Below are 17,206 nucleotides of genomic sequence, written 5' to 3'. Positions count from 1 at the left end.
GAGCCAAACGAGGCCCGCCGGCCACGAGGCAAAACTTGAAATCTCAAGCTAGATAGCACCGAGCCCTGGAGACTTGAAAAGCTCCACCAGCAAACAATTATTACTCTTTTCGTATACGACTAAACAAATTTAATTTCGTATTACAATTAACCTAAACTTTCCCTGTCATGCCAATTGCCGAATCAGAATTAATATTAAACGCCGACGGAAGTGTTTACCATTTAAACTTATTACCCGAACATATTTCGGATACCATTATAACGGTAGGCGATCCGGAGCGGGTGCCGCGGATAAGTAAATATTTTGATTCGATTGAAGTAGAAATAGCGAAGCGGGAGTTTGTAACCCATACAGGCTACTACAAAGGCAAACGTTTAACGGTGCTTTCCACAGGTATGGGCACTGATAACGTAGAAATTGTAATGAATGAACTCGATGCCTTAGTAAATATCGACCTGGTTTCGCGCGAGATTAACGAAGATCCCATTTCCCTAAAAATTATCCGGATTGGTACTTCTGGTTCTTTACAAGAATCTATTCCGGTGGGTAGCCACTTAGTAACCGAATACGCCATTGGTTTAGATACGCTCATGCAGTTTTACCCTTTCGTACAAACTGGTTACGAAAATACCATTAGCTCTGCCCTCCAGGAAAGTCTGCAGCTGGGCTTTCAGCCTTATTGCGTAAAAGGTTCGGATATTTTGCGGGAACAGCTGGGTAAAGATTTACTTACGGGTAATACGCTTACTTGCCCTGGTTTTTATGCTCCCCAAGGTCGGGTGTTACGGTTAGAGTTAAAAGATGCCGATTTAGTAAATAATTTTAACCGGTTTAATGTAGATGATTTCTGGTTAACTAATTTTGAAATGGAAACTGCTGGTTATTACGCTTTAGGAGTATTACTCGGGCACGAAGTAACTTCGTTAAATGCTATTGTAGTAAACCGCATCACCCAGCAATTTGACCCAAATGCAGAGCAAACGATAGAAAGCCTAATTACTAAAACCCTAGATAGGTTGGTGGCTATTTCTTAATAAAAATTTAATTAGCTTAGCTGTTAAAATGAGAAAGGCAACGTTGTAGTTGCCTTTCTCATTTTATAAATCGGAGCTTGAAACAATAGCTTTTAACTTACCAACTTAAATCAAAAGCAACAATTACCGGTTTATTCTTTAACCTGAAATTAAATATGCTCAATACTTAAAATGCAACGTAATGGGATAGAAGTACCCGATTTTAATGTAACAAAGTCCTGATCGAAGGCCCAAATGGTAGTTTCTACTCTTTTAACATCGCCATCTTCGGTCTGAAATAAAATATTTACTTTTCCGTGATAACCGTTACCCAAAATGGCGGCCCATTTTAAATCGTGCAGACGTTTTACCTTCTCCATCTTGTCGGTAATAACATCTTCGTGAGCAAATTTTAATTCAGGTATTACTTCTTTTTCAATCAAATTTGCGTGCAGTTGGCTTGTATCCATAATTCAGAATAATAATTTTACTTTATTTCAATGTATACGCTTTCCTGAAATAATTCAATATATATTAATTAAATATTTTTATAGAAAGCTGATTATATAAACCAAATTACCAGTTAAAAGTTATGCAGATTTTTTCTGGAGGTATTTAATGGATTAAAATTAAAAGCCCGAAATTAAGCTGCTGGTTAGTGGAAAATATTTCTGGTTACAGTGCATTAAGGTGGATGCAAGCCTAAAAAATGGACGGAAAGGAAAAAGTAAATTTGTTCAAGAAATACCTTATAAAAAACATCTAAGAAAGTCGGCGTTCCAGTGTTGGGAAAACAAAAAACCTGATTTATAAATCAGGTTTTTTGTTAAGCCTTTTATTTAAGAAAATAGATCGGCCTTAAAATTAATTGTAATTTCTATATTATTTCAGACTTTGGTAACCAGATGACCAAGGCCAAGATAGACTAGAAATTTATTTAGTTTTTACAAAATAGTAAATCCTTTACTTTCTTCCAGTTCTTTAAAGGTAACATAGTGATTATCGTTATCACCGTGCATGCGGGTAACTACTCCTTTATCGGTTCTTTGCATTACGCGGCATTCGTAGGTTACATCGAAGAGGGTAGGCCCGTTTACCCTTTCTATCCGGTACATAAACTTATCTCCGGGCTGCAGATGCTTAGGCAGGTACTTGCGGCTTTTATAAAAGCTATCGCCAAAATAGAGCCATAGGAACAATAAAACGCCACCAAGGGTAGCCCATATCGCAATCCAGGCTTCAGTAGATAATTTATCCATAAGGGTAATGGTATACTTTGCTTCAAGTTCGGGTATATTAATATAACGAAATTATATATTATTTTATGAAGTTAAGCCCAACTATTTAAGCCCGATAAAAAAGCAAGGGTATCTACATTGTCGGCGTATTGAGATGGAGTAGGGCATTGTGCTTCGCCGAAGGGAATGCTGCCTTGGTACCAGCCCAAAGCTGAAATAATACATTGAATTTTTTCCTCCAGGGCTTTTAATTTCTGTTTTAGATCTTCCTGACTGCTATACGTCTCCAAGTGAATAACTGAAATTGGCGAAACTAATTGCTTGTTTTCGGTGAGCAACAAAAAGCCATTATCGTAGTGCGGTGTTTGGTTTACCAGTAAAATCGACTTGTTGTAATCGTAATTGTTGGCGTATTTATGATGATCCAGCACTCCTTTAAAAGGCTCTAGAGCCTGGAAAAAAGGCTCCGGGTTATATCCTTCGGGTACGAACAACTTGGAAACATTGCGGCATCCTAAGCCATAATACTGAAAAATATCGCTTCCCAACTTAGCAAGTTCTTCGGGGCTTTCGAAACCAGTTAAAACAGCCAGGCTGCTCCGGTTCCGGCGAATAATATGGGGTTTTTTAGCAAAATAATATTCAAAATAACGGGCAGTATTATCGCTGCCGGTGGCAATTACGGCATCTACGTCTTTAAGTAAATCAACAAATAGAACAAAATCTTTAAACTCTGGTTCTATAGTTATTAATTGCTGTACGAGCCATTTAGGTAAAAAAGTATCTTCGGAGCTTAATTTCGCGTAGAGGTAATTGCCGCTTAAAAGAACGGTTAGTAAGTCGTGAAAACCTACTAAGGGAATATTGCCGGCCATAACTACGCCGACTTTCCGGGGTTGCAGGTTTTCTAAATTGTAAGCAGCCAACCAGGTGCGTAATTGGCTTTCGTTGAGCATAGAGGCAATGTTGCTCAGGGCTTGCTGTACGTTTGGCTCATCGAACCAGGCATTCTGGCGGCGGGCTTGCTGAGCTAAATCCTGCACTTGTTCCGGTAATAGGGCATTTAACTGGCGACCTAGTTGAATAAAAGTTTGCAAGCGGTTTTCTAAAAGCATAAATAAAAAATTAACAAATTTCGAATTAAACCGGAAAAATTTTGAATGATAGAAGGTAATCTTCTAATTTTACCGGCGTATAAAATTACAAAATTAAATAAAAATTAACAGGAGACACGATTATGGCTATAATGATCACCGACGAATGTATTAATTGTGGTGCGTGCGAGCCAGAATGCCCCAACACCGCTATTTACGAAGGCGGTGTACAATGGACTTGGGGCGGCGGTACTTCTTTAACCGAAGTCGAGATTGACGGCGGCGAGGTAGTAGCCGGCGATGCACCGCAATCAGCTATTTCAGATGAATATTACTACATAGTTTCAGATAAATGTACCGAGTGTATGGGCTTTCACGAGGAACCGCAATGTGCGGCCGTTTGCCCCGTTGATTGCTGCGTAGATGATCCGGACTATCGCGAAAGTGAAGAAGATTTACTGGCTAAAAAAGATTGGCTGCACGCAGCTAGTTAATTTTTGTTAAATGCCAATTTAAAGAGCCTGCTTTTAAAGCAGGCTCTTTTGTTTTTAGAGGTATTTTATTGTAAATAGAATAAGCAGGTCGGAGTCTAAGATATTTTTACTGTGCCTACTTGGAGCCTTTTCAAGCCTCCAGGCTGTGGTGCTATCTAACTTTTTAGCTTCAAGTTTTGCCTCGTGGCCGGCGGGCCTCATTTGGCTCTTTCGCGCGGTGTATCCCTCCTTTTCTCGCTCTGCTGCGGAATGCCTCGTTCCTCGGCACCGGAAGTCTACAAGGCGCTCAATTGCCAAACTGGTGTCAGTTTTTCTTGGCTACCTAGTTCTAACAAATTGAAAACTAAATACTTGAATGAATCATCAGTCTAGCAACTAACAACTAACAACTACTTTAAGCGCCTTGACCCATGAACAGGGATAAACCGCCGTCCATAAAATAGCTGGAACCGGTAACATAGTCGGAGTCGGAAGAAGCCAGAAAAACCGCTAACTTGCCAATTTCTTCGGGGTTGCCTGGGCGCTTCATAGGAATGTGCTGAGATTTTTCTTCTCTTACTTCTTTACTATCCATGGCTTCCTGGTTCATGGGAGTAAGAATCATACCGGGCGCTATATTATTTACGTTAATGCCGTCTTCGGCAAGTTCCAACGCTAACGTGCGGGTAAGATTACGGACAGCCGCTTTAGAAGCACAGTAATCGGCGGTACCAGCCGAAACAATTTCTTCGTGTACAGAACTTACATTTATTATTTTTCCTTTACCGCCCTGTTTTTGACGATGCCGGATAAAAGCCCGGGAGCAGAAAAACGTACCATAGAGATTCGTACGGATGGTGCGGTCGAATACGTCGGTACTCATATCGGCTACCTTAATGCCCGAACCATTTACAGCGGCGTTATTTACCAAAATATCAAGGGTATTAAATTCTTTCAAGGCATCGGCAAACAACTGCTCCACCGATTGTTCATCGCTTATATCTACCTGTAATAACAAACCTTTACGCTGTAGTTTAGTAACTTCGGTCAGCGTTTCTTCGGCACCTTCCTTATCTGAGTGGTAACAAATTACAACATCTGCGCCTTCTTTGGCAAATTCTATAGCGGTGGCTCGGCCGATACCGGAGTCGGACCCGGTTATTAAGGCTACTTTGCCTTTTAATTTCTCCATAACGTTCTGTTTTAAATTTTTTGGAAAATAGTTCAAGTGCAAACCACTTCTATTACTTGCTGAGCTTCCGGAGGGTTTTACTTTTTAAACCTGCAACTCTTACGGACCCATACAATTTTTAAAAATCTGTAGCGTTTTCGCGGCTTATTAGTACTTCTTTATCCATTGCAAGAGTTAAATCGAGTTTTAATTTGCCGTTAAAGTAAGAATGAATTTGTCCACCTTTTATATGGCAGATGCAGGAGCGGTTTACCCGGTAAAAAGCTTTCGGGTTCAACAGGGTTTCCACTTCGTTCATAGAAGAGTATTATCGAAACAAGATTATTTTTAACCCACACCTTTATTCGTTAATTTTGCCGTCCAAAATCCGTAATGATATTATGTCGATTGCCAAAACTTATAATCCGAAAGAAGTAGAAGATAAATGGTACCAAAGCTGGTTGGAGAACGGCTTATTTAAATCAAAGCCCAATCCGCACAAACAGCCGTACTCGGTTGTAATTCCGCCGCCTAACGTTACGGGCGTGCTGCACATGGGCCATATGCTTAACAATACCATTCAGGATATACTGGTACGCCGCGCCCGCATGCAGGGCAAAGAAGCGTGCTGGGTACCCGGCACCGACCACGCTTCTATTGCAACCGAAGCTAAGGTTGTAGCCATGCTCAAGGAGCGTGGAATAAGTAAAAAAGATATTACCCGTGAAGAATTTTTAAAATATGCCTGGGAGTGGAAAGAAAAATACGGCGGCATTATTCTGGAGCAGCTTAAAAAGCTAGGCGCTTCCTGCGACTGGGATCGTACCCGCTTTACCATGGAAGAAGATCTTTCGGCGGCTGTTATTCAGGTGTTCGTGGATTTGCACCGCAAAGGATACATTTACCGCGGCATCCGGATGGTAAACTGGGACCCGCAAGGTTTAACTGCCGTCTCCGACGAAGAAGTAATTCATAAGCAGGTAAACTCCAAGCTGTACTACGTTAATTACCAGATTGAAGGCGAGCCGGAAAATTACATTACCATTGCTACAACCCGGCCTGAAACCATTTTGGGCGATACCGCAATATGCGTAAACCCCAACGATGCCCGCTACCAGCATTTAAAAGGTAAAAAAGCCTTGGTGCCGCTCATTAACCGGGCCATCCCGATTATTCAGGATGAGTACGTGGATATGGAATTTGGTACCGGCGCGTTAAAAGTAACCCCAGCCCACGACATTAACGACTACGAACTCGGGCATCGGCATAATTTAGCCAGCATTGATATTTTAAACGATAACGGTACTTTAAACGAAAGCGCCCAATTGTACATCGGCGAAGACCGGTTTGTGGTGCGTAAGAAAATTGTAAAAGATATTGATGCCACCGGCGCTTTGGTGAAGACCGAAGAAATTACCAATAACGTGGGTTACTCCGAGCGTACTGATGCCGTAATTGAGCCCAAGTTATCGATGCAATGGTTTTGCCGAATGGAGAAACTGGCAGAACCTGCATTAAAGGCCGTGATGGATGACGAAATAAAGCTGCACCCGCCAAAATTTAAAAATATGTACCGGTCCTGGATGGAAAACATCCGCGACTGGAACATTTCGCGGCAATTGTGGTGGGGACAGCAGATTCCGGCTTATTACCTGCCGGATGGCTCGTTTGTAGTGGCTATTAACGCCGAAGAAGCCTTAGTTCTGGCGAAGCAACAAACCGGTAACGAAAACTTAACCCACCAGGATTTGCGGCAAGACGAAGACGTACTGGATACCTGGTTCTCGTCGTGGTTGTGGCCCATTTCGGTGTTCAACGGATTTAAAGACCCCGATAACCCGGACATTGAATACTACTATCCTACCAACGACCTGGTAACCGCTCCCGAAATTTTGTTTTTCTGGGTGGCGCGTATGATTATGGCGGGCTTTGAGTACCGGCGCGAATTACCTTTCCGGAACGTGTATTTAACCGGCATTGTGCGCGACAGCATCGGCCGTAAAATGTCGAAATCGCTGGGTAACTCCCCCAATCCGCTTAACTTAATTGAACAATATGGCGCTGACGGTGTGCGTACCGGCATGTTGTTTAGTTCGCCGGCTGGTAACGATTTGCCCTTCGACGAAAAGTTGTGCGAGCAAGGCCGTAATTTCAGCAATAAAATTTGGAATGCCTTTCGGTTAGTTAAAGGCTGGGAAGTAAACACCGAGTTGCCTTTCCCGAACGAACTGGCCATTAACTGGTTCGAAGCTAAATTCAACGAAGCAGTAACCCAGCTCGAAGATCATTTTGATAAATTCCGGATTTCGGATGCGTTACTTACGGTTTACAAACTGGTTTGGGACGATTTCTGTTCGTTGTACCTCGAAATGATTAAACCCGCTTACCAGCAACCCATTGATGGCGAAACCTACAAGCGCACCCTTGCATTTTTTGAAAATTTAATGAAGCTGCTGCATCCGTTTATGCCGTTTATTACCGAAGAGTTATGGCACGAACTCCGCGAACGGCAAGCCAAAGATTACCTGATTGTAGCCAGTTGGCCCGAAGTAAAAACGGCGGATACCGAAATTATTCAGAATATGGATAAGGCTATGGAAGTGGTAGCGGGTATCCGAAATGTACGGAGCTCCAAAAATATTCCGAACACCAAAGCACTAGAGTTATCGGTAAAAGCTGCGGATGCCAGCCTGATTAATGCTTTTCAACCCATTATTCAGAAATTAGCGAATATTTCAGAAATCAGCTTCGTAGAAACTGGTTTAGATAACGCTATTAGTTTTGTACAAGGTGCCAGCGAGTTTTTCATCCCGATGGAAGGCAACGTGGACGTGGCAGTAGAACGGGAACGTCTGCAAAAAGAACTCGAATACACCAAAGGTTTCTTAACATCAGTAGGCAAAAAATTAAGTAACGAACGGTTTGTAAGCGGTGCACCAGAAGCCGTGCTGGAAAAAGAACGCCAGAAAAAAGCTGATGCCGAAGCCAAGATTGCTGCTTTGGAGCAAAGCTTAGCAGCAATTGGGTAAAAGTTAAATTTTTTATCGTGGAAAAGCCTTACCAAGATTTTTTAGTAAGGCTTTTTTATTGATATATAGTTAGTACACTAAGGTCTGTTTAAAATAATAATTTAAAGTATTTAAATGCAGCTAAGATAAATATTTAGTACCTTAACGTAATAGTTTTCAGAGTTATATAGAGCTTAACTAATGGTTTGTACTATTATTAGTAAGTGAATGAAAACTTTTCTCCATATAAGTATTATTAGTTCTTTTTTCCTCTTTAATAGTAGTAGGAGAGTTTATGCTCAATCCCAACCTCTTCAATTCGAACATTTAAGTGCCCGGCAAGGCCTTCCACAGAGTTGGGTTTGGAGTATTTGTCAGGACAGAGAAGGTTTCATGTGGTTTGGTACCTACGACGGATTATACAAATACGATGGACATTCAGCTACCAGCTATGCGTTAAATCCGGCTGATCCGGCCCATTCCTTACGATCTAATCTCATAAGCGCCATCCACGAAGACCGAAAGGGAAGACTCTGGGTAACTACTTGGGGAGCCGGGTTGCATCAAGTTGATAAGCCAACCGGTAAATCCATTGCCTATCCTATAGATGCTAAACACTCTAGTCGATGGGACCTACTAGAAGCTATTTATGAAGACAAAAAGGGAATATTGTGGCTTGGAACATCACTCGGGATAGCCCGGTTCAATCCGGACAGCCATTCCTACGCCTTATATGCCAGCCCTAATGGGGAAAGTATTGGCCAGATACGGGAAGATGCCATGGGCAGACTTTGGGCCGGTTCTTACCAATTTGACCCGAAAACGGGCAAGTATACCATTTTCCCGCTAGTTACAGCCTCCGGTAACCAGTTTATAAGTTCGATTGGGTTTGATATTGATACAGCAGGTATTGCGTGGTTGGGTACGGAAGGCGGTCTATACTACATGGATACCCGCAGGCCAAGCTACTATACTCCCTTTGATTCCAAAGGATTGTTGAATAAATCAATCATTAAAATTTACGCAGTCGCTGATTACCTGTGGATAGGAACAACAGAAGGGCTGCAGATCCTAAATAAAAAGACAAATCAAATTACAACTTACCGATCAGACCCATCCCAGCCCGGTAGTTTGAGCAATAGTTTTATTGGACCCATTTATTGGGGCCGACCAGGAAAATTGTGGTTGGGCACCCAGAATGGCATAAACAAGGCCTCCCTTCATAGAAGACCTTTTCAGGCCTACCAAATTATCCCTACTCCCCCTTCTTTCCACCAGCTAGAAAACGAAATATTTTCTATAGTGGAAGACCAGGACGGTACTGTTTGGGTAAGCAGTGCAGGTCATGGCCTTTACCGGATGAATAATAAATCCTATGGCTTTTCCAAAGTTGTGGTAAATCCGCTCGATCAACAAATATCTAAGGTGCGTTCTCAAGGGTGGCCCCTCCTGGAAGATCAAAAAGGTCGGTTTTGGGTGGGCACGCAAAATAGCCTGTACCAACATGACTTAGCAACCGGCAAATTTATTCAGTATCCTTGCAAGTTCTCGGTTCGTATGCTGGATAAGGATGCTTCCGGAAAGCTCTGGATAGGGGGTGTTGCTGGCGAGATGGCCTCATTTGATCCTATTACCAAAAAGTTTACTTATTACCAAGCAAACGAAAAGGACTCTACCAGTTTAATTTCGGGTTTTATTGATGACCTGATGGTTAGCCGGACTGGAGAGGTATGGATGGCTACTACCACAGGGGTGGGCCGAATGAACCCTGTCACCGGATATTCTACTCGTTACCAACCCAATTACCGTTCTCCCTCCGGCAGCATCAATGACGCCATTGCCATGGCACTTTACGAAGACCAGGCAGGCATTATCTGGATAGGTACGCACGGAGGAGGTTTAAACCGTTTAGATCCTAAAACAAATACTTTCACTTACTATACTACCCAGCAGGGTTTGCCCAGCAACCGGATAATGAATCTAATTGGGGATGAAAAGGGAAATATCTGGATTGGCACGGGGAACGGCTTGAGTCGCTTTAATCCCAAAACTAATACATTTCGCAACTTTAATGTAAGTGACGGCCTGCCTGGAAATGAGTTTTTGGAAAGAGGAAGTGTGTTTAGCCGAAATGGTAAACTGTTTTTCGGCAACAAGGATGGCCTAATTGTTTTCTATCCCGACAGTATCCAGGAGCAAATGCTTCCTCCGCCTGTTTATATAACAAACTTCAAAGTATTAGAAAAGAGCCAACCGGTACCTGCTGGTAGTATAAAGCTTCCCTATGATAAAAACTTTCTTTCGTTTGAATTTGCGGCCATTAACTATGATGCACCCGAGAAGAATCGATATGCTTACCAGTTGGTAGGGTTAGAAAACAAATGGGTGTTTAGTAGTAATATAAAACAAGCCAGTTATACCGATTTGGACCCCGGAACTTACGTATTTCGGGTAAAAGCCACCAGCGATGGCAAAGTATGGAATGAGAAAGGCGCTAGCCTGAAAATTATCATACATCCTCCTCCCTGGAAGACCTGGTGGGCATATTCTATATATACCTTTTTTGTAATAGCTAGCCTTCTTGTAGCTCGCCGGGTAATTATAAACCGGGAAAGGTTAAAAGCCGATTTAACAATCAAACAAATTGAATCAGAGAAACTACGTGAAATAGATAGTTTGAAATCTAACTTTTTCGCGAATATTTCGCATGAATTCCGTACTCCCCTTACCCTTATTGGAGGAGTTTTAGAAAAGTTATGGCGTAATGGTAATTCATTAACAAATAGTAAAGAAGATTATAGGTTGATTAACCGAAATCTCGATAGACTTCTCCAGCTTATCAATCAGTTACTAGACCTTTCTAAATTAGAAGCCGGAAAATTGGAGTTAAATCCGCAGCCAGGAGAGATAATTGGCTTTTTAAAGGTATTAGCCAGTTCCTTCGTTTCTTTATTTGAAAGTAAGCAGATAACTTACTCTTTTTATTTGCCGGATAGGCTACTCTATGCCAGCTATGATGCCGATAAATTAGAAAAGATTATCACTAACCTGCTTTCCAATGCTTTTAAATTTACTCTACCCCAGGGAATAGTGAATTTTAGAGTAGATGTGGAGCAGCAAACTTTTACTTCTGTGCAGGTAAAGTTGGTATTAGAAGATAATGGCATTGGTATTTCCCCGGAAGAATTAAACCAAATTTTCGAACGCTTCCATCAGGCAGATTCCTCGGCTACCAAAGCCTACGAAGGAACCGGTATTGGTTTGGCCTTGGCCAAAGAATTACTGGAATTGCACGGCGGAAAAATTACGGTTGCCAGTACTCCGGGTAAAGGTACTCTATTTACTGTTCATCTTCCTTTACAAGTTTGTTCGCCCGATGAAGCTCAAAAATTGGAAGAAAAGCTATTACCTACTAATCCTCTGCCTGAATTCCAGGAGGAGTCAACTGCATTACCGCATTCCTCTTCAAAGTTTTCAAACTCCTATATAAAACTTCTTGTAATAGAGGATAATAAGGATTTACGCACCTTTATTAAAAACCATTTCCTGAAAGACTATCAAATTCTGGAAGCAGAAGATGGGCTGAAAGGATGGGCGGAAGCTCTGGAAATAATACCCGATTTGATTATATCGGATGTGATGATGCCGAAAATGGATGGGGTAACTTTATGTGAAAAGCTTAAAACAGATGAGCGAACCTCTCATATTCCCGTTATTTTACTTACGGCAAAAGCAGATATTGAATCTAAGTTAAAAGGTTTAGAAAGCGGGGCCGATGATTATTTAGCAAAGCCTTTTAAAATAGATGAATTAAAAATACGGGTAAGAAATTTAATTGAAGGACGCAAAAAACTTAGGGAGCGTTTCGGTAAACATATTTCGGTAGATCCAAAGGAAATCACGGTTAACTCCGTAGACGAAAAATTCCTGCAGGGGGCTTTATCCATTATCGAGACCAACATGGCGAATTCAGAATTCGATATAACCATGTTCAGTAAAGAAATAGGCATGAGCCGGGCCCAACTGCACCGGAAACTTACTGCTCTTACGAATCAATCAGCCAATGAATTGATTAAAAATATGCGCTTAAAAAGAGCGGCCAGTTTGTTAAGACAACATCACGGAAATGCCAGTGAGATTGCTTACCAGGTGGGATTTAGCAGCCTTAATTATTTTACGAAATGCTTTAAAGAATTATACGGACAAACTCCCTCAGAATACGTGCGTAGTAACCCAGTTGCGAATGCAAAGCAAGAATAATCCTCTCTTACTTTTCTAGATTTTTAATTTTTATTGAATAGGTAAATTCAGAAACTCATCTAATTTACTTCATATACCCAATCTTTCACCTCATCCTTTTAATTATTAAGAAAACTTTAAAAGGTTAAGCTTATACTTTTTAAAGTTGTTTTTGCTACTTCATTCATTCCAGGTCTTCTTTGCTGGCTGGTATTATTTTATCTGTTCCTTTTAAGTTTAAATTTTATCAAAGTTACCTTCTCAGAATAAATTTTGACTTCTAATTAAAACAAGGATTAAGATTATAGAATCTTAACGGGTAAAAACAGCTCAAAAGATAGTAAAAATGTTTCAAAGCTCATTTTTACTAACTCCTGCAACAATATTGCTAACCCCTTGTTAGCCCTAGGCCCTACCTTTCAGCAAGGTTTAAAAAATATTTCTGGCGCCAGAAAGTAAATTTTAAAACCCGTCATCTCCCGTTGCCAATAAGGTAAATCTAGTTAGCTCTTCTGCTTTAATATTTTCAGCTTCAGAATATTATCATTAACACTTAACCGAATCAGCCATGAAATCTTTAACTTACTTTATTCACTCATTTATTAATTTCCTTATAGTAGTTCTTTTGTTAGTTGTATCTACTTCTACTCAGGCTCAAAACGTACATTACCGCGATCCCTATAATCCAGCTAAAGGATATTGGAAATTATATACCGATGCTGCTACCCGAACTACAAGTGTGAAATTTTTTGATGTTAACCATCATCAGGTTTATGAAGAGGTAATTCCGGAAAAGTACGTTAAACTAACCGACCGAAACATAAATAAGATTAACGAAGCCTTTGACCAGGTGACAAGAAACCATTTAATCCAGGCTAAGGTGAAATCTAATGCACTGCCGTTAGGCCCTCCGCAGCAATCTGTTCAAGAAAACAGTACAACTCATTTTAATCATAAAAAAGTAAATGCTCGTGCTTTTAGTGATTCGGGCATAATTCTAAACAACTTTAAATATGCTGGTTCTACAAACTATTGTGTATTATATAAGAATCCGGAACGTAAAAGTGTAAATGTTTCATTAATAGATGAACAAGGAAAAGTTCTTTATTCAGAATATGAAAGTATAGCAGAATATCGTCGTGTATTTGATTTTAGAGGTTTATACCCAGGTGTTTATACTTTAACAGTTGCCACAAGTGATCATAAGTATAAGTATACCGAGCAACTTACAATTAGTCCTATTACCCAAAACTTGCAGGTAGAACCAGCTAATTCTAATTTTTTGACAACCAGAGCTTCTAATTTCTGAAGCACAAAAAAGATTGTATACTAGTAAAAACTAGCAGTAAATGGAGTTTCTTAAAACTATTAGGATTTAAGTATTAAACACCCTCATGGAAGTTTGCTGACCTAATATTAAGCAACTAATGCGTTAGATAATATAGATTGTAAGTATAAAAGCTACTCTTCAAAGCTAAGCGGAGAGCTTGCTAAATACCCTACTTTGCCTAAATAATATTATATTTTACTGTTATATTTCCTTCTTTTTGCTTAAATTAATCAAATACTGCTCAACGATAATTTTATAGGTAGAAACTTCATTTATTAAAATGATAGCAGATGAACAACTCACCTCCTTATAATGCAGCTAAAGCTGAGTACTTTTCAAGCTTTTTAATGGATACATTAAATAAAAGTGCCTTATCTTTTATGTTATCCATTGGGCATCGTTCCGGATTATTCGATAAAATGAGCGAAATGGATTTTGCTACCTCAGCAGAAATTGCCCGTGTTGCCCAACTCAATGTACGGTATGTGCGAGAATGGCTCGGCGCTATGGTAACAAGCGGTGTAGTAAAGTATTCATCTGAATCGAAAACCTATTACTTACCAAAGGAGCATGCGGCATTTGTCACCCGGCAGGCTGGGGTAAATAATATAGCCATGGCCATGCAAAATGCGGCGGTTTTGGGCGAAGTGGAAGATGAGATACTGGAGTGCTTTATAAAAGGAGGCGGAGTACCTTATTCCAAGTTCCACCGCTTTCATGAGGTTATGGCTGAAGAAAGCGGGCAAATAGTTCTGTCTTCTCTGGAAACCCATATTCTTCCTCTGGTTCCTGAATTAACCCACCAATTAAAAACCGGAATTAACATGCTGGATGTTGGGTGCGGTTCCGGTAGAGTTATTAATAAACTAGCATCCCTTTATCCTGAATCACAATTTACGGGAATGGACTTGTCGGCTGAAGCTATTGCCAACGGTAAGGAGGAAGCAGCTAATCTAAATCTAAACAACGTTGAATTTATCCGTAAAGACCTCTCTGATTTTGACCAAACAGCACCAGAAGCGGAATATGATTTTATTACCACCTTTGATTCTATTCATGACCAAGGACAACCACTACTGGTTTTACAAGGGATTTACCGGGCTTTGAAGAAAGATGGTATTTACCTGATGCAGGATATCAACGGTACCAGTCATCTGGAAGAAGACAAAAAGCATCCCCTGGGTACTTACCTGTATACTGTATCTTGTATGCACTGCATGACGGTATCCTTAGCTCAAAATGGAGAAGGCCTGGGAGCTATGTGGGGAGAAGCCCTTACCAAAGATTATTTAAACCGAGCCGGCTTCACGAAGATTAAAACAAACCAACTGGCCCATGATATTATAAATAACTGGTATGTTATTCGTAAATAGTGGCATACACCTGATATAGCTTACCAATAACGCAAATAAAATTCTTCCATTGTAAGCAGGCAGCCAAAGGAGAATATAATTTGGATAAGGCAACAGACATTGATAAAAGGTTATTGGAACTAGGCCATCCGCAAGGTCTGCGTCGACGGCTCCATATCTGGCATGTTGTTGGTTTAGCGCTGGCACTTATGAGTCCAACAGTAGCAGTATTTCTGTTGGCTACTGCGGTTTTTTCTGTTGGCGGTACTTTTACCATTGGTGCAAATATTATTATTAATCTTATTGCTATCCCTTTAACTCTTATTATTGCTGAACTTGGTGCCTTGTACCCGGTTACCGGCGGAATTTATTCCTTAGCTCGTCGCATTCTTCCAGGACCCATCATGTGGATGGTGGGATTTAATATACTCGTGATGGGAGTTATATTTCTCGCTGTATCAAGTCTGGGAATAGCTCCATTTCTCAAAAATTTACTGCCTGGCTTCCGGGTACCGGATCAATTAATTGCAATTCTCATGTTGCTAATTGCTACAAGTATTGCACTTATTAAGGTAGAATTAGGAGCCATTATTAATGCAGTACTAATTGTAGTGGAATGTATTGCTTTAGGAACCATTATTGTAGCAGGGTTTTCTCATCCGCATCAATCTGTGCCGGATATTCTACTCCAACCCACCAGGCTTCAAAGTGGGCATCTCACTCCGGTTACTACTGGCTTTTTGTTAGCGACACTTCCTGCCGCTTTTAGTATGATTACAGCACCTGAACTTGTTCTGGGCTATTCGGAAGAGTTAATTGGCAATACAAAAACGCTTGCCAAAGCAGTTTTAATTTCTAGCTTTCTGGGTATTCCATTGATTTTAATTCCGCTTACCGCAGCGGTTGTGGCAGCTCCTAATCTGGTGGCATTCCTTCAGTCACCTACCCCTGTTATCTACTCCATTCAGCAAGCTTTTGGAAACGAAACGGCGACCTTTATTAATGTATGCATTTGCGTTGCTTTATTTACCGCAATGATTGGGGCATTAATGTATTTCCCCCGGCTTTTATATGCCATGGGCCGGGATGGAATGTGGGGAAGTGGATTTACCCATCAGATTTCCACCCTTAACCGGTATAGTGTACCTGGTGTGGCAATAGTGGTAATAGCTTTTGTTTCGCTCCTACTCATTTTTGTGAGCGCGCTTAATTGGCTGGTTATTTTTTTGGGTACCTGTGTTACTACAATTTATTTTTTTGTTGGACTAATGGGTTTGTGGTCGCGCTTTAAATCTCCGCAAGAACTAAGGCCATATCGGATGCCTGTTTGGCCAATTTGCCCCATTATTGTTATGCTTTTTACCGCATTTGTATTAACCAGCCAAGACAGCCAATACCTCATTGGTTTCCTCATCCTGAACACAGCAGCCGTACTTGCGGGAGCTATAAAAAATAAATATTCAACCTCATCTTAAATCCTGTAAGCTTCTTTCTAATCATTGATAAGGAGAGGAAGTTTACTAACCTATAAACAAAATGGAGCTAATCAAAGTAATCTGAAACGTGAGTCTTTATAAGGATAGTTAGCGTTAAGAAGAGGTTATATATGCATTGGCTTACATTAAATAATAATCCAGTACCTTCCAGTTAATACGTTTGTCGGGCTCAATGGAAAACCGAAGCAGCAAATAACCTCCATTGTGGCCATCTTCAAAATAAGCTAGTACGTAGCGGTCGTTTAAAACTTTTACCTTCTGGATGGCCATTGTGCCGCCTAATGAGCCTTTCGGTAATAACATATTCTGTTTGCTTAGTAAATCCTCCCGTAAGTTAGTTTCCGGACTGGTTAAGCCTTTTTCTTGTAAACGGGTTAAATCGCCGTCACTTAAAGTACCTAAATCAGAACTACCACTAAAGTTTTCACTGCCTTTTGCAATGCCTGGGTTGTTGCTTTTAAGAGCATCTAATTTTTTTTCATTATTGTAAATTAACCGGTCCCGGTCCAGAATACGCTGGTTAGCTAATGTTAGCTCGGTTTGCGTAAGGGCGTATTTGCGGTAGAAAAAAAGTGCTAAAAACAAACCAAAGGCAATGAGTAATATAAAAATTAGGTTTTTCATTGTTTAATGAGATATTAAAGTAAAAGCCACTAAATTATTCAGAAGCCTTCCGTAAGGAACTAAAAGTAATACAAAACACCAGATTAATCTGCAAGCTTAAAAAATTACCCCTCTTTATTCAGAATAGAAAAGGATAGTCCGGAAATTAATTCTAGAACATTCTTGTAA

General features: G+C 40.6%; 13 protein-coding genes. 7 read left to right on the top strand and 6 right to left on the bottom strand.

The window, feature by feature from the left end:
• The first annotated feature begins 167 nt into the window (after positions 1–167).
• Positions 168–1,034 carry a nucleoside phosphorylase gene (locus HUW48_RS19405; protein ID WP_182412515.1) on the top strand — a complete coding sequence of 289 codons (867 nt, stop codon included), beginning with the start codon at positions 168–170 and terminating at the stop codon, positions 1,032–1,034.
• A 149-nt stretch (positions 1,035–1,183) separates the two neighbouring features.
• Here the strand turns inward: HUW48_RS19405 and HUW48_RS19400 are convergent, their stop codons facing one another.
• The 3 genes from HUW48_RS19400 to HUW48_RS19390 form a co-directional block, all read right to left on the bottom strand.
• The gene (locus HUW48_RS19400; RefSeq protein WP_182412514.1) at positions 1,184–1,483 is read right to left on the bottom strand and encodes a hypothetical protein; all 300 of its coding nucleotides are present in this window, start codon (positions 1,481–1,483) and stop codon (positions 1,184–1,186) included.
• Positions 1,484–1,957: 474 nt separating this feature from the next.
• Complete coding sequence (locus HUW48_RS19395; RefSeq protein WP_182412513.1) at positions 1,958–2,272, bottom strand: hypothetical protein; 315 nt, start codon at positions 2,270–2,272, stop codon at positions 1,958–1,960.
• Positions 2,273–2,343: 71 nt separating this feature from the next.
• Positions 2,344–3,366: an acyl-CoA reductase gene (locus tag HUW48_RS19390; protein WP_182412512.1), complete on the bottom strand. Its 1,023-nt coding sequence runs from the start codon at positions 3,364–3,366 to the stop codon at positions 2,344–2,346.
• Between the two features lie 122 nt (positions 3,367–3,488).
• Here HUW48_RS19390 and HUW48_RS19385 point away from each other — a divergent pair, with 122 nt between their 5' ends.
• Positions 3,489–3,839 (top strand): 4Fe-4S dicluster domain-containing protein, encoded by a 351-nt coding sequence (locus HUW48_RS19385; RefSeq protein ID WP_182412511.1) that lies wholly within the window; start codon positions 3,489–3,491, stop codon positions 3,837–3,839.
• A gap of 394 nt (positions 3,840–4,233) precedes the next feature.
• On the opposite strand, the gene HUW48_RS19380 is transcribed toward HUW48_RS19385, so the two are convergent.
• Both HUW48_RS19380 and HUW48_RS19375 read right to left on the bottom strand, forming a co-directional pair.
• The gene (locus tag HUW48_RS19380; protein ID WP_182412510.1) at positions 4,234–5,010 is read right to left on the bottom strand and encodes an SDR family NAD(P)-dependent oxidoreductase; all 777 of its coding nucleotides are present in this window, start codon (positions 5,008–5,010) and stop codon (positions 4,234–4,236) included.
• A gap of 118 nt (positions 5,011–5,128) precedes the next feature.
• On the bottom strand, positions 5,129–5,308 hold the full coding sequence (locus tag HUW48_RS19375) for a LytTR family transcriptional regulator DNA-binding domain-containing protein (RefSeq protein WP_182412509.1): 180 nt from the start codon (positions 5,306–5,308) through the stop codon (positions 5,129–5,131).
• A gap of 82 nt (positions 5,309–5,390) precedes the next feature.
• Between HUW48_RS19375 and HUW48_RS19370 the strand changes: the two genes are divergently transcribed.
• The 5 genes from HUW48_RS19370 to HUW48_RS19350 all read left to right on the top strand — a co-directional run bounded on the left by HUW48_RS19370 (position 5,391) and on the right by HUW48_RS19350 (position 16,393).
• Complete coding sequence (locus HUW48_RS19370; protein WP_182412508.1) at positions 5,391–8,018, top strand: valine--tRNA ligase; 2,628 nt, start codon at positions 5,391–5,393, stop codon at positions 8,016–8,018.
• A gap of 207 nt (positions 8,019–8,225) precedes the next feature.
• Positions 8,226–12,257: a two-component regulator propeller domain-containing protein gene (locus HUW48_RS19365; protein WP_182412507.1), complete on the top strand. Its 4,032-nt coding sequence runs from the start codon at positions 8,226–8,228 to the stop codon at positions 12,255–12,257.
• A gap of 547 nt (positions 12,258–12,804) precedes the next feature.
• Positions 12,805–13,545, top strand: a complete 741-nt coding sequence (locus HUW48_RS19360) for a hypothetical protein (protein WP_182412506.1) — start codon at positions 12,805–12,807, stop codon at positions 13,543–13,545.
• A 368-nt stretch (positions 13,546–13,913) separates the two neighbouring features.
• The gene (locus tag HUW48_RS19355) at positions 13,914–14,939 is read left to right on the top strand and encodes a class I SAM-dependent methyltransferase (protein WP_246343550.1); all 1,026 of its coding nucleotides are present in this window, start codon (positions 13,914–13,916) and stop codon (positions 14,937–14,939) included.
• Positions 14,940–15,019: 80 nt separating this feature from the next.
• A complete protein-coding gene (locus HUW48_RS19350) occupies positions 15,020–16,393 on the top strand; it encodes an APC family permease (RefSeq protein WP_182412504.1) in 1,374 nt (457 codons plus the stop codon).
• A 141-nt stretch (positions 16,394–16,534) separates the two neighbouring features.
• Here HUW48_RS19350 and HUW48_RS19345 read toward each other — a convergent pair whose 3' ends face one another.
• Positions 16,535–17,038 (bottom strand): hypothetical protein, encoded by a 504-nt coding sequence (locus HUW48_RS19345; protein ID WP_182412503.1) that lies wholly within the window; start codon positions 17,036–17,038, stop codon positions 16,535–16,537.
• Positions 17,039–17,206 lie beyond the last annotated feature (168 nt).

The organism is Adhaeribacter radiodurans (assembly GCF_014075995.1).
In the GTDB taxonomy this organism is placed as follows: domain Bacteria; phylum Bacteroidota; class Bacteroidia; order Cytophagales; family Hymenobacteraceae; genus Adhaeribacter; species Adhaeribacter radiodurans.
This window is presented reverse-complemented; position numbering and strand designations above follow the sequence as displayed.